The following is a 12,354-nucleotide window of genomic DNA, read 5'->3' on the forward strand; positions in this document are numbered from 1 at the left end:
AAGAAAGCAGCATCACCTGCTGATGCTGCTTTTAAGTTGCCTGCAAATTGAGAATGGGTACAGGAGAAAAAGCGCACCGGAACACGGTGCGCTTTTTTCCCCTCTGCATTCTGTTTAGGCCATTTTGTAGATGGGTAATACATGTACAAAGACGTCCTCGATCGTTTTGGCCAGTTCATCCGGGGACATGCCGGCTGCTTCTTCCCGCGGGATCTCGAGCCCGCAAAGCAATTCGGCTTTTTTTACAACCTGCATCCGTCTGAAAAACTCCTTTAGCGTATGGTGATTCATACGGTCAGTGCGGATGCCACCCGGTTTTGTATGATCATCCGACCAAATGTAATGGCCGGGTATATTTTCTAAAATCGGATCAATTTTCTTTTCGAGTTTTTTTCCGATGGACGCTTTTTGCGGGCACTCATTCATGACGGCCGTGACAATGAAGAGCCGGTCTTCCCACAGCCCGATTTGAAAATGAGGAAGCATTTTGTAGCCGCGCTTGCCAGGGGAAAAGGCCACCCACGTATCTTTCGGCGGATTGACGGTACGGCGGGCGTGTTTGGCAACATGATAAAATATTTCTTCACCGGTCAAAACCGACAAAACCGGCGAAAAATACTCCCCCAATACTTCAAGTTTCGGACGGACGGTTGATTTCAGCTGTTCCATCCGCTGATCGAGGCCTTCGATCCGGAAAACGTCAAAATCCTGTCCAGTAAAAGCGGTGATGCCCATTTGTTCACCTCCGTTCTGTATGAACCATGGGGATATTCCTATTTTATCATCCATCAGGGAGGTTTAACAAATAAAAGCCGGTGGGTAAAAATAGGTATACACACAATTTTGTTACATCAATCGAGATTACACATAATATATATAAAGATAATATCAGAAAATTCATATCATTACCCCAGGAGGATGTGAAGAAAAATGAAACAAGTAATCTCTTCGGTGAAAAGAAAACCTTATGAAAGAAAACGGATTGCAGTATTGCGCATGGAACTGGATTACGAACTGGCTACGTTATATGAAGCGATGGAAATGAAAGATGAAGAGCAAAAAGGAAAGTCGATTAAGCGTCTGGAAAAAATCCGTGAAGAACTGCTGAAAATGAAAGCCATGTAATGGAACGAAAAGGCAGGATGTCGTTGAAAGCGGACTCCCTGTATTGGATACAGATGGGGTTCGTTTTTGTGCAGGAGAGGTTCATCTTTACTGACAAAACCGCTATGGGAAAACGATTTCGGACGCATTCTCAAAACTTGATAATTGTCTTTATTTCCTTTACGCTTAAGGGAAATGATTTGCATAGATGGAGGGTCCGACTATGGACAGATGGGAAGAAATCAATACATATGCCGTCCGGTGGATCAGGGAAGCGGGCGAGCGGATTCTTGCTTCGCAAAAACCGCTGCAAATTGAAACAAAATCGGACCGCAATGATCTGGTTACCAATATTGACAAGGAAACAGAACAATTTTTAATCGGCAAAATCCGGACAACCTTTCCGGATCACCACATTTTGGGTGAAGAAGGCTTCGGTGAAGACATCCAGGATACAGAAGGCATCGTCTGGATTGTGGATCCGATTGACGGGACGGTCAATTTTGTCCACCAAAAAGTCAATTTCATGATTTCCATTGGGGTCTACGAGAACGGAGAAGGCAAACTGGGCTATATTTATGATGTCGTCCGGAAAGAATTGTATTTTGCAGAAAAGGGCAAAGGGGCTTATTTTAACGGGGAACGGATTCCGCCGCTTGCGCAAAACAGGCTCGAGGATACGATCCTTGCGCTGAACCCGTATTGCATGGTGGAAAACAGGGGTATCGACCCGGCCCGTCTGGCAGCGCTTGTCAGGGATGTGCGCGGCACAAGGAGTTACGGGTCGGCAGCGCTTGAGCTTGCTTATGTCGCAATGGGGAGGCTTGATGCTTATATTACGATGCGTCTGTCGCCGTGGGATTTTGCCGCCGGGAAAGTGATCGTGGAAGAAGTGGGCGGCGTTGTGACGGATGTTTTCGGGCGCCCGCTCGATATGCTCGGGAACAGTTCCGTGTTTGCCGGCAAGCCCGGGCTGCATGAGGAAATTTTAAAGCGGTATTTAAACGGGCATGCATAAGAAAAGAGGGGCTCACAGTTTCCCCTCTTCACGCATTTTTTTCTTTGTTTTAAAGCCGAATCCCATAATGACAATGAGAAGCGCGGTGCAACCGAGAATGCCGGCAACGCTTTGGGCGCCGATCGCAACGCCGATACCGCACATGGAAAGGAATGCAGCCAGTGAAAAGAACACAAATATCCATTTGATTTCCCGCATATGATGAACCTCCCTCTCCCCTTATTTTAGCGAAAATGTTTTAATAAAGCCAGCATTGTGTTATAATATTTTAGTTAAAGGTACAGACTAACATAGATTTGCGTTTAGGCAGGAGGAAATGTTTTTGAAAAGAAGAGAAGATTTACGCAACATTGCCATTATCGCGCACGTAGACCATGGGAAGACGACACTTGTGGACCAGCTGTTGAAGCAGTCCGGTACTTTCCGTGCCAATGAGCATGTTGAAGAACGTGCAATGGATTCCAATGATCTGGAACGGGAAAGAGGCATTACGATCCTTGCCAAAAATACGGCAGTTCATTATAAAGATAAGAAAATCAATATTTTGGATACTCCGGGACATGCTGACTTTGGCGGCGAAGTCGAACGGATTATGAAAATGGTGGACGGGGTCTTGCTTGTGGTGGATGCCTATGAAGGCTGCATGCCGCAGACGCGTTTCGTGCTGAAAAAAGCACTGGAACAAAACTTGACGCCGATTGTGGTCGTAAACAAAATTGACCGCGATTTTGCACGCCCTGAAGAAGTGGTTGATGAAGTGCTTGAATTATTTATTGAGCTGGATGCTAATGATGAACAGCTGGAATTTCCGGTTGTGTATGCTTCCGCCATTAACGGGACGGCAAGCCTCGATCCGGATCCGGCCAAACAGGAAGAAAATATGAAAGTGCTGTTTGATACGATTATCGAACATATTCCGGCACCTATCGACAACCGCGAAGAACCGCTCCAGTTCCAGGTTGCCCTGCTTGATTACAACGATTATGTCGGGCGGATCGGCATCGGCCGCATTTTCCGCGGAAAAATGCATGTCGGCCAGCAGGTGGCATTGATGAAGCTGGACGGCAGCGTCAAGCAGTTCCGTGTCACCAAAATGTTCGGTTTCTTCGGGCTGAAGCGGGAAGAAATTGAGGAAGCATATGCCGGGGATTTAATTGCGGTATCCGGAATGGAAGACATCAATGTCGGGGAAACGGTCTGCCCGGTTGAACACCAGGAAGCACTGACGCCGCTCCGCATTGATGAGCCGACTTTGCAAATGACTTTCCTTGTCAACAACAGCCCGTTTGCCGGCCGTGAAGGAAAATTTGTGACGGCGCGGAAAATTGAAGAACGGCTCCGTTCGCAGCTGCAGACGGATGTCAGCTTGCGTGTTGAAAACACTGACTCTCCGGATGCATGGGTTGTATCTGGACGGGGGGAACTGCATTTATCCATTTTAATTGAAAATATGCGCCGTGAAGGGTTTGAACTGCAGGTTTCAAAACCGAAAGTGATCATTAAAGAAATCGACGGCGTCAAATGCGAACCGGTGGAACGTGTCCAAATCGATACACCGGAAGAACACACCGGTGCGATTATTGAGTCGCTCGGTTCCCGGAAAGGCGAAATGCTCGATATGATCAATAACGGAAATGGACAAGTCCGCCTGATTTTCAATGTCCCGGCCCGCGGATTGATCGGCTATACGACCGAATTTATGACGCTCACGAGGGGTTACGGCATTTTAAACCATACGTTTGATTCCTACCAGCCAATGCAGTCTGGTCGTGTCGGCGGCCGCAGAAACGGCGTTCTCGTCTCCATGGAAACGGGCAAAGCCACGACATACGGCATGATGCAGGTGGAAGACCGTGGCACGCTGTTTGTCGAGCCAGGCACGGACATTTATGAAGGCATGATCGTCGGGGAAAACTCCCGTGAAAATGATATTGCTGTCAATATTACGAAAGCAAAACACGCGACAAACGTCCGCTCGGCAACAAAAGATCAGACGGCGGTCATCAAAAAGCCGCGCATAATGTCGTTAGAACAGGCGCTCGAATACCTGAACGACGACGAATATTGCGAAGTGACGCCAGAATCAATCCGGCTGCGCAAAAAAATCCTGAATAAGAGCGAGCGCGAAAAAGCGCAGAAACGGGCAAAAGCAGCAGAGAATGCATAAGCAAAGAATAGGGCCGGCATGACCCTGTTCTTTCATATATTCAAAGGGGAAAAGGGGAGATAGGATGACAAGCGAGGCGGTTCACCACCAATTGTCATTTTTTGCGGCGTTGTACAAAGTGGATGAAAACCCGGAACCGGGGATGTGGGCCTTGTATCTGACCATCGTCGTTCTTTCGGTCATTGTCTACCGGCTCGGATTTGCGAGAAAGTTGCCAGTTCTGAAATCTGCTGTTATTTATGTACTGCTCCTTTTGGGATGCACGCTGCTCACGTTTTTTGCCATCTTTTTGCCCGTGGGGGAGTCGCTCTGTTTAGCGGCTGTTGTGCTCGGCGTTTACAAAATCCGCCTGTATCAGCATAAAAAAACTGAAAAAAAGGAACGTTTTCCAATGTAGCACGCTTCCGGTTCCGGAAGCTTTTTTTGTGCCGCAAAAGAACTGGACGCGCGCAATGATTCTAACCGGACTTGCCCGTACATATACTTTAGCAGTGCCTGGTCCTTTGTCCAATCCCAGCGATGAACAGGTCACACCGCGCTCACATAAACTAACATAATCCATATGAAGCAGGGGGCATCGATTTGAAGAAAATATACGTCTTGGATACCAATGTATTGCTCCAGGATCCATATGCCATCTTTTCTTTTGAAGATAATGAAATTGTCATACCGGCTGTTGTACTGGAAGAAGTGGATTCTAAAAAACGAAATATGGACGAAATCGGCAGAAATGCGCGCCAGGTATCCAAATTAATGGACGGTTTCCGGCAAGCCGGAAAACTGCATGAGAAAATCCCGCTTGAAAACGGGGGTGTGCTCAGAATTGAGCTGAATCACCGCTCCTTTCACCAGCTGCAGGATATTTTCGTGGAAAAAACAAATGACAACCGGATCCTCGCGGTTGCGAAAAATTTATCGCTGGAAGAAGAGAGAAAAGAAAATGGCCGCCCGGTGATTCTTGTCAGCAAAGATGCGCTCGTCCGGGTAAAAGCGGACGCGCTCGGCCTGTTGGCGGAAGATTTTTTAAACGACCGTGTCGTAAGCCTCGATCATCTTTATACCGGGCAAATGGAAATGTATATCAGCCCCGATTTATTGAAACGGTTTTATGAAAAGCAGGAACTGTCGCTGAGCGAAATTGCCAACCACCCGTTCTACCCGAACCAATTTCTGATTTTGAAAGATGCGCTCGGCAGCTCGGCTTCCGCAATTGCCATTGTGGATCAGGCTGGAAAAACGGCGAAAAAGCTCTTTCATGTGCAGGATGCTGTCTGGGGAATTAAGCCGAGAAACGCCCAGCAGTGGATGGCAATGGAACTTTTGCTGCGCCCCGATATTCCGCTCGTCACCCTGACCGGAAAAGCGGGAACGGGCAAAACATTGCTTGCCCTTGCTGCAGGCCTGATGCAGACGGAAGATTTGCATGATTATAAAAAGCTTTTGGTCGCTCGTCCGATTGTTCCGTTTGGCAAAGATATCGGCTATTTGCCGGGAGAAAAAGAGGAAAAGCTGCGGCCGTGGATGCAGCCCATCTACGATAATCTTGAGTTTTTGTTTAATACGAAAAAAGCGGGAGAAATTGATGGCATATTGTCCGGCATGAGTTCGATTGAGGTGGAGGCGCTGACGTATATCCGCGGGCGCAGCATCCCGGAGCAATATATCATTATTGATGAGGCGCAAAATTTATCCAAGCATGAAGTGAAGACGATTTTAACAAGGGTAGGGGAACAGAGTAAGATCGTGTTAATGGGGGATCCGGAACAAATTGACCACCCGTATTTGGATGCTTACAATAACGGGCTGACGTACGTCGTTGAGAAATTTAAAGATGTGCCGCTCGCCGGGCATGTGCAGCTGCTTAAGGGCGAGCGCTCAAAACTCGCGCAAATCGCGGCAGACCTTTTGTAAGACCACTATATGAAAAAACCGGGAGCAGCTGTCTTAAAACGTTTATGCTGCCCCCGGCATCCGGGATTATTCAATGCGCATACCGGTTACATATTTGACCGGGTTTTCCCGGTTTGAACCGTCATCCAATAAAATGTGAAGCGGGCCGTCTTCTTTCAGCGCCCTTCCTTTAATAGAAAAGGCAGCAATTAAATGGCCAGCCATTTCAAGCGGATAAGCGACAGGCCCGTTCTTTGTTTCAAACACGATTTTTTCCGCATCTTCCAGCGGCTCCGCATTTTGAATGAACAGGCCGACCGGGATGCCAAATGTCCCAGTTTTCAAATGGTGCCGTTTAAACTTTGACTTTGTCCTTACAGCAGCCTGCGGATCGGCCCCTTCTGCCATGGCTTTGTCAAAATATTTGCCGGTTTTCTTTAAGTAGGCTTCTTCCTGGCTGGTTTCCTGCTTTTCTTCGTCGAAATATGTATCAAGATCGACTTTCCGGTCATCAAATATCCAAGTGCCGATATCTAGCGTAATCGGAAACTTCACTTTTCCCTTTATTTGCATAATCATGATTGTGGCCCCTTTCTGTCCGTCTATACAGCATTATACCTTTCACGGCTGCCCGTGTCACTTGAAAGCGTATAAAAACAGTCCGGAAAGCGTTCGGGGTCGGGGAATTGCGGAATTTCAAATTCTGTCTCCCCCGCTTGTTTACGGGATTCCGGGCGTTTATTGATTTCGTATAACTTGCAAAATCACGGTTTTAAAGGTACAATTTTTAATTAGATTGATATGTGAACGGGGGGATCAATTTGGCGTCTGAAACAAAGGTGAACCACCGGGAGAAAGCATACAGCCTGCTCAAGGCGGACGCAGAAAAGATATTAAAATTAATTCAGGTTCAAATGGATAACTTAACGATGCCCCAATGCCCTTTATACGAGGAAGTATTGGATACACAAATGTTTGGTTTATCCCGTGAAATAGATTTTGCGGTCCGGCTCGGCTTAGTGGATGCCGGTGACGGAAAGCGGCTTCTTGATTCGCTTGAACAGGAACTGTCCCTTTTGCATGATGCATATATAAAAAAATAATGTTGAAAACTCAAACGATGTTCCGGTTGTTTGAGTTTTTTATTTTTTGAATAAGGGTCAGGCAATGGCGGCCGGCGAAAAAGATGTTATAATTTAAAAATAACGGCAGGAGTTTTTTTAAAACGGTAGAATATTTTTTATCATGAATGTTGCAGTTTTTACGGATTGGAAGGTTCCTATGCTGAAAAAAATCTTAAAATCATTCGACTACTCGGTCATCGTTGTCTACCTGCTTCTTTGCTTATTCGGTTTGGTAATGATTTACAGTTCCAGCATGGTGATTGCAGTGCAGCGTTACGGGCTGGACAGCGCCTATTTTTACAACAAGCAGAAAATCAATTTGGCCCTTGCACTCCTTGCGTTTACCGTTACGGCTTTTCTCCCGTATAAACTATACGCGAGCAAAAAATTCCTTGCAGTGCTGATGTGCGGGTCGATGTTCGGGCTTTTGGCACTGTTTATTTTCGGCCATACGTCGAATAACGCGCAAAGCTGGTTCCGGCTCGGTTCCAGTTCCGTACAGCCGTCGGAATTTGTGAAAGTTGCGATTATTATTTATCTGTCCGCCGTTTATGCCAAGAAACAGGCATACATTGACATCTTTAACAAAGGGGTTGTCCCGCCGCTTATCTTTCTTATCGTTGTTTGTTTCCTGGTTGCGATCCAGCCGGATATCGGGACGGCGACCATCATTTTTGGGATTGGCTGCACGATCATCGTTGCATCCGGCATGCGCCTGAAAACCATGCTGAAGCTGGCAGGGCTCGGGCTTCTATTTGCCGTTCTGTTGTCGCCGTTTCTTTTTCTGGAAAAGGACAAAATCTTTACGCCGGTTAAGATCGCACGGTTTACAGGCTATTTGAATCCTTTTCAGAACGAAGGCGGGGAAGGTCTTCAGCTCGTAAACTCCTATATTGCGATCGGGTCAGGCGGGCTGAAAGGGCAGGGGCTCGGGGAAAGCATTCAAAAGCTCGGTTATCTTCCAGAGCCCCACACCGACTTTATTATGGCCATTATTGCTGAAGAACTCGGGGCTTTTGGCGTTTTGTTTGTGATCGGCGGGCTTTGCTACATTGTGCTGCGCGGCATATATATCGGCATCCATTCAAAAGACCAGTTCGGGAGCCTGCTTGCGATCGGAATTTCCGGCATGATTGCCATCCAGACATTTATCAATCTGGGCGGCGTCTGCGGCCTGATTCCAATTACGGGGGTGACGCTACCGTTTATCAGCTACGGCGGTTCATCGCTTCTGATTTTGTCCCTTTCCCTCGGCATTCTGGTCAATGTGGGCATGTTTACAAAGTATGAGGAAAAGTATAAACACAAACAGGAAAAGCCGCAGGAAGCGGGCGGAGCAAACCGGAGGCCGTATCAGGTCTACTCAAGGCCGTAACGTTTAAAAACGGGTGCGCGGCAGAGTGAAAGCAGAGGATAAAATAAAAAGGCGCAAGGTTTTATGCCTTGCGCCTTTTTCCGCCTATCTTTCGTAAGCCCTTTGCTGCCTTGTTTTGCACTACAGCCGCAACAGGTGGTACCACTGGTTTTTCCAAACTCAGCGAACCCGGGCTTTTTTTAGCGGGAGGCTGTCTTTGCTTTTGGCAAACTGTTTCACTCGCCCGACAACGAGGTTCAAATAACACAACAGGCCGAACAGGCAGGAAATGAAAAATGCGTGCAGGAGGGTGAAAGTAAGATTCATCCTCGAAAAAACGACCATGGCGCCTGAAATAGCCTGCAGGCAGACAAGCACGAACGCAATGATCCATCCCCAGTAAATAACGCGCTGGTTTTGATAATGTCTTACGGCTCTAAAGGTGATATAAGCAATCCAGACAAAGATAAGGAGTGCCGCCGTCCGGTGCCCCATCTGCACCCATTCGAACCGGTTTGCGGGCAGGGAAGGGTCGCTGTTCACACAAAGCGGGAAATCCCGGCAAACAAGGCTTGCATTCATATGGCGGACAAGCGCGCCCGTATAGACGACGATAAAGCTGTAAACGGTCACGCCGATCGTATGCCATTTCATGCTTTTTTCAAGGACAAGCCGGCCTGCGTCAAATTTCTGGTCCCATTCAAAAACCATCAGCGTTAGCATCAGCACGGACGCAAACGAAATGAGCGAAACGCCGAAATGAAGCGCCATCACAAGATCGGATGAACCCCAGACGACTGCCGCCATACCGAGAAATGCCTGCAGAAGCAGAAAAATGACGGAAATAATGGATAAAAATTTCGTTTCTCTTTTATGGCCGATTGCAAACCATGACCAAATGGCAAGCGCAAAGACAAGAAACGATGCGATGCCCGTGCAAAACCTGTGCAGCCACTCGATCAGCGACTCGACAGTGAGTGGATCGGGGAAAATTTTGCCGTTACAAAGCGGCCATTGGCGGCCGCAGCCAAGGCTTGAACCGGTATTGGTGACAAGTGCCCCGCCGATTAAAACCACCATCATCGATAAAGTTGTCACTACTCCGAGCCATTTTAAAGTTGTGCGCAATTGTTCCACCTTCTTTAATCTCATTTGTAAACATGTATCACAAGCCACGAATGCAACATACAGTCCCGCATCATTGCAACCGTTCATATAGTAGAAAATCCGTTCGGAAAGGTGCTTCCAACTATCATCTTATCGTAAAACAGTCTGAAGGAAAAATATTTATTTCCCATGACACAAATTTGCCATAAAAATGTGTCGAAAATATCACACCTTCGCGGTAATTTATGATTAAATATAATATAGGCAGGTATATTTCGGAATTCCGCATATTTACATGTTGGGAAACTTATAAATGATCTTAGTATGACGATATTGTTACATACAGTTTTGATTAATAGCCAAAAAGGAAAAGATGGATTATAGTTGTAGTATACCGTTTTCCTTATTGGCAGTGTAAAAACATTTACAAAAGGAATCCGCCGACAACGTGTCAGGCCATTTTTTTTGAACGGTTTTGAAAAATTGGAAGGAGGGACTATCGTGGCAGATAGTCGGACGATGGATACAACAACAAGGGTAAAAGCAGCAGACGCTTCTGCGTTGAAAGATTTCTTATCCTTGATTAAAATTGGAATTGTAAACTCAAATTTAATTACGGCATTTACCGGAATGTGGCTTGCTTTGGAATTGACAAACAGGCATTTTTTGCAGTCACTGGACATTATGGTTCTTGCGATGGCGGGAACTGCGCTGATTGTCGCCGGGTCGTGCAGCCTGAACAACTGGTATGACCGGGATATTGATGTCATTATGAAAAGCAAAAACTTCAGGCCAACGGTTACAGGCAGATTTTCAAACGCGAAAGTGCTTACAATTGGCCTGGGATTTGTGGCACTCGGCACACTGCTATTGTTTATGACCACTCCAATGGCGGGGTTGATCGGGCTGTTTGGCGTATTCAGCTATGTCGTGCTGTATACAATGTGGTCAAAACGAACCCTTGTCAGCAATACCGTGATCGGCAGTTTTGCCGGCGCTGTTCCCCCGCTGATCGGCTGGGCGGCTGTTGACCCGCATCTCGGGATTGTGCCGTGGATGCTGTTTTTGCTGATGTTTATCTGGCAACCGCCGCATTTTTATGCGATTGCGATGAGAAAATGCGAAGAATACAAGGCAGCGGGCATTCCGATGCTTCCGGTTGTCAAGGGGTTTCAAATCACGAAATGGCATATGCTCATATGGGTGGCATTGCTTATTCCGGTGCCGTTTTTCTTGAAACCGCTCGGCATTGGTTTTATCATCCTTGCGACATTGTTTAATCTGGGCTGGCTGGCATTAAGCCTGTCCGGTTTTAAAATGAAGAATGATTTAAAATGGGCGAAATGGATGTTCATTTATTCGCTGAACTATTTAACGATCTTGTTTGTGGCAATGGTAATCGCTACGCTTTTCTAAAGGGAGTTCTTTCTTGCAAAAGAAATCCAATAGATTGCATCCTTGTTCTGACAGAAAGATACAGGAAAGAGGGGATTGGTAGAGCGATGAAACAGCGGCTGCAAAAGGGGAGTTTGCTTTTTATTGTCACTTTGTTTATGGCCGCGCTTTCGGGCTGTGGCAAGCCATATTTGTCGGCGCTTGATCCTGCCGGCGAAGTGGCCCGGAAGCAGTATGATTTGATGATGTGGAGCGTTTGGATTATGGTGTTCGTCATGGTTGTCGTATTCGCTGTTTTCCTTACCGTTCTCATACGGTTCAGGCGGAAAAAAGGGGACGAATCCATTCCAAAACAGGTGCCGGGGAATCATAAGCTTGAAATCTTATGGACCATTATTCCGATTGTTTTATTGATTTTAATTGCCATTCCGACCATCAGCCAGGTCTTCAGCCTCGGAGATACGAAAGCGATGGATAAGAAAAAGGATGCCAAGCAAGGGGCGCTTATCGTTAAAGTTCGCGCCAGCCTTTATTGGTGGGAATTTGAATACCCGGGTTACGGTGTGGTGACAAGCCAGGAACTCGTTGTCCCAACAAACCAGAAAGTCTACTTCCAAGTTAAAGCCTCAGATGTGAAACACTCATTTTGGATACCGTCCGTTGGCGGGAAAATGGATGCCAACACAGATAATATCAACAAGTTCTGGCTTGAAATTGATGATCAGAAGGCAGAGGATGCCGGAAATGTGTTTTATGGAAAATGCGCCGAATTATGCGGCCCTTCCCATGCCTTAATGGACTTCCGCGTGAAAGCGGTGCCACAGGATGAGTTTAAGGCGTGGATCAGCAATATGAAAAATGCAAAAGAAACAAAACCGGCGTCCGCTCTCGCACAGGAAGGGCAGGATGTATTCAAAAAAAGCTGCATCAGCTGCCACGCGGTCACGCCGAATGATACACGGCCGGAACAGGCACGGACAGCTCCCAATCTGGCAACCTTTGGCGAAAGGGAAAAAGTCGCCGGCATTTTGGATCATGATGAGGCCAATCTCAAAAACTGGATAAAAGATCCGGAGAAATACAAACCGGGGACAAAAATGCCAGCCTTCGGGGATAAGCTTTCCGACCGGCAAATCGATGCGCTTGCGGCTTATTTGATGCAATTGAAAGCTGGTGAATAAAACAAAGGGGATAT

13 protein-coding genes are annotated in these 12,354 nt (G+C 46.9%); 9 read left to right on the forward strand and 4 right to left on the reverse strand.

Annotation, left to right across the window (positions count from 1 at the left end; all coding sequences use genetic code 11):
* Nucleotides 1-114: 114 nt before the first annotated feature.
* The gene (locus NSS95_RS05185; protein WP_340713828.1) at nucleotides 115-735 is read right to left on the reverse strand and encodes a DUF1054 domain-containing protein; all 621 of its coding nucleotides are present in this window, start codon (nucleotides 733-735) and stop codon (nucleotides 115-117) included.
* A gap of 195 nt (nucleotides 736-930) precedes the next feature.
* On the opposite strand from NSS95_RS05185, the gene NSS95_RS05190 reads away from it, so the two are divergent.
* Both NSS95_RS05190 and NSS95_RS05195 read left to right on the forward strand, forming a co-directional pair.
* Entirely contained in the window at nucleotides 931-1,125 is a 195-nt protein-coding gene (locus NSS95_RS05190) for a hypothetical protein (RefSeq protein ID WP_014095604.1), read from the forward strand.
* A 202-nt stretch (nucleotides 1,126-1,327) separates the two neighbouring features.
* A complete protein-coding gene (locus tag NSS95_RS05195; protein WP_017552171.1) occupies nucleotides 1,328-2,122 on the forward strand; it encodes an inositol monophosphatase family protein in 795 nt (264 codons plus the stop codon).
* A gap of 12 nt (nucleotides 2,123-2,134) precedes the next feature.
* On the opposite strand, the gene NSS95_RS05200 is transcribed toward NSS95_RS05195, so the two are convergent.
* Entirely contained in the window at nucleotides 2,135-2,320 is a 186-nt protein-coding gene (locus NSS95_RS05200; protein ID WP_017552172.1) for a YlaF family protein, read from the reverse strand.
* Nucleotides 2,321-2,444: 124 nt separating this feature from the next.
* Here NSS95_RS05200 and typA point away from each other — a divergent pair, with 124 nt between their 5' ends.
* The 3 genes from typA to NSS95_RS05215 all read left to right on the forward strand — a co-directional run bounded on the left by typA (nucleotide 2,445) and on the right by NSS95_RS05215 (nucleotide 6,200).
* On the forward strand, nucleotides 2,445-4,289 hold the full coding sequence (gene typA, locus NSS95_RS05205) for a translational GTPase TypA (protein ID WP_014095601.1): 1,845 nt from the start codon (nucleotides 2,445-2,447) through the stop codon (nucleotides 4,287-4,289).
* A 64-nt stretch (nucleotides 4,290-4,353) separates the two neighbouring features.
* On the forward strand, nucleotides 4,354-4,686 hold the full coding sequence (locus NSS95_RS05210) for a YlaH-like family protein (protein ID WP_014095600.1): 333 nt from the start codon (nucleotides 4,354-4,356) through the stop codon (nucleotides 4,684-4,686).
* Nucleotides 4,687-4,871: 185 nt separating this feature from the next.
* On the forward strand, nucleotides 4,872-6,200 hold the full coding sequence (locus NSS95_RS05215) for a PhoH family protein (RefSeq protein WP_014095599.1): 1,329 nt from the start codon (nucleotides 4,872-4,874) through the stop codon (nucleotides 6,198-6,200).
* Between the two features lie 66 nt (nucleotides 6,201-6,266).
* Here the strand turns inward: NSS95_RS05215 and NSS95_RS05220 are convergent, their stop codons facing one another.
* A complete protein-coding gene (locus NSS95_RS05220; RefSeq protein ID WP_017552174.1) occupies nucleotides 6,267-6,758 on the reverse strand; it encodes a peptidyl-prolyl cis-trans isomerase in 492 nt (163 codons plus the stop codon).
* A 242-nt stretch (nucleotides 6,759-7,000) separates the two neighbouring features.
* Here NSS95_RS05220 and NSS95_RS05225 point away from each other — a divergent pair, with 242 nt between their 5' ends.
* Both NSS95_RS05225 and NSS95_RS05230 read left to right on the forward strand, forming a co-directional pair.
* Entirely contained in the window at nucleotides 7,001-7,282 is a 282-nt protein-coding gene (locus tag NSS95_RS05225) for a YlaN family protein (protein ID WP_013858935.1), read from the forward strand.
* Nucleotides 7,283-7,460: 178 nt separating this feature from the next.
* A complete protein-coding gene (locus NSS95_RS05230; RefSeq protein ID WP_014095597.1) occupies nucleotides 7,461-8,678 on the forward strand; it encodes an FtsW/RodA/SpoVE family cell cycle protein in 1,218 nt (405 codons plus the stop codon).
* Nucleotides 8,679-8,837: 159 nt separating this feature from the next.
* Here NSS95_RS05230 and NSS95_RS05235 read toward each other — a convergent pair whose 3' ends face one another.
* Nucleotides 8,838-9,785, reverse strand: coding sequence for a COX15/CtaA family protein (locus NSS95_RS05235; RefSeq protein ID WP_017552176.1), 948 nt, complete (start codon nucleotides 9,783-9,785; stop codon nucleotides 8,838-8,840).
* Nucleotides 9,786-10,265: 480 nt separating this feature from the next.
* Between NSS95_RS05235 and cyoE the strand changes: the two genes are divergently transcribed.
* Both cyoE and coxB read left to right on the forward strand, forming a co-directional pair.
* The gene (gene cyoE, locus NSS95_RS05240; protein ID WP_328228406.1) at nucleotides 10,266-11,180 is read left to right on the forward strand and encodes a heme o synthase; all 915 of its coding nucleotides are present in this window, start codon (nucleotides 10,266-10,268) and stop codon (nucleotides 11,178-11,180) included.
* 86 nt (nucleotides 11,181-11,266) lie between these two features.
* The gene (gene coxB / locus NSS95_RS05245; RefSeq protein WP_035190124.1) at nucleotides 11,267-12,340 is read left to right on the forward strand and encodes a cytochrome c oxidase subunit II; all 1,074 of its coding nucleotides are present in this window, start codon (nucleotides 11,267-11,269) and stop codon (nucleotides 12,338-12,340) included.
* Nucleotides 12,341-12,354 lie beyond the last annotated feature (14 nt).

The sequence above is a fragment of the Weizmannia sp. FSL K6-3076 genome, from assembly GCF_038007245.1.
In the GTDB taxonomy this organism is placed as follows: Bacteria; Bacillota; Bacilli; order Bacillales; family Bacillaceae_C; genus Weizmannia; species Weizmannia faecalis.

What these genes read in the sequence shown, in the direction of transcription:
- NSS95_RS05195 (WP_017552171.1), top strand. Translation starts at nt 1,328, where the DNA reads ATGGACAGATGGGAAGAAATCAATACATATGCCGTCCGGTGGATCAGG.
- NSS95_RS05200 (WP_017552172.1), bottom strand. Translation starts at nt 2,320, where the DNA reads ATGCGGGAAATCAAATGGATATTTGTGTTCTTTTCACTGGCTGCATTC.
- NSS95_RS05185 (WP_340713828.1), bottom strand. Translation starts at nt 735, where the DNA reads ATGGGCATCACCGCTTTTACTGGACAGGATTTTGACGTTTTCCGGATC.
- NSS95_RS05190 (WP_014095604.1), top strand. Translation starts at nt 931, where the DNA reads ATGAAACAAGTAATCTCTTCGGTGAAAAGAAAACCTTATGAAAGAAAA.
- NSS95_RS05210 (WP_014095600.1), top strand. Translation starts at nt 4,354, where the DNA reads ATGACAAGCGAGGCGGTTCACCACCAATTGTCATTTTTTGCGGCGTTG.
- NSS95_RS05230 (WP_014095597.1), top strand. Translation starts at nt 7,461, where the DNA reads ATGCTGAAAAAAATCTTAAAATCATTCGACTACTCGGTCATCGTTGTC.
- coxB (WP_035190124.1), top strand. Translation starts at nt 11,267, where the DNA reads ATGAAACAGCGGCTGCAAAAGGGGAGTTTGCTTTTTATTGTCACTTTG.
- NSS95_RS05220 (WP_017552174.1), bottom strand. Translation starts at nt 6,758, where the DNA reads ATGATTATGCAAATAAAGGGAAAAGTGAAGTTTCCGATTACGCTAGAT.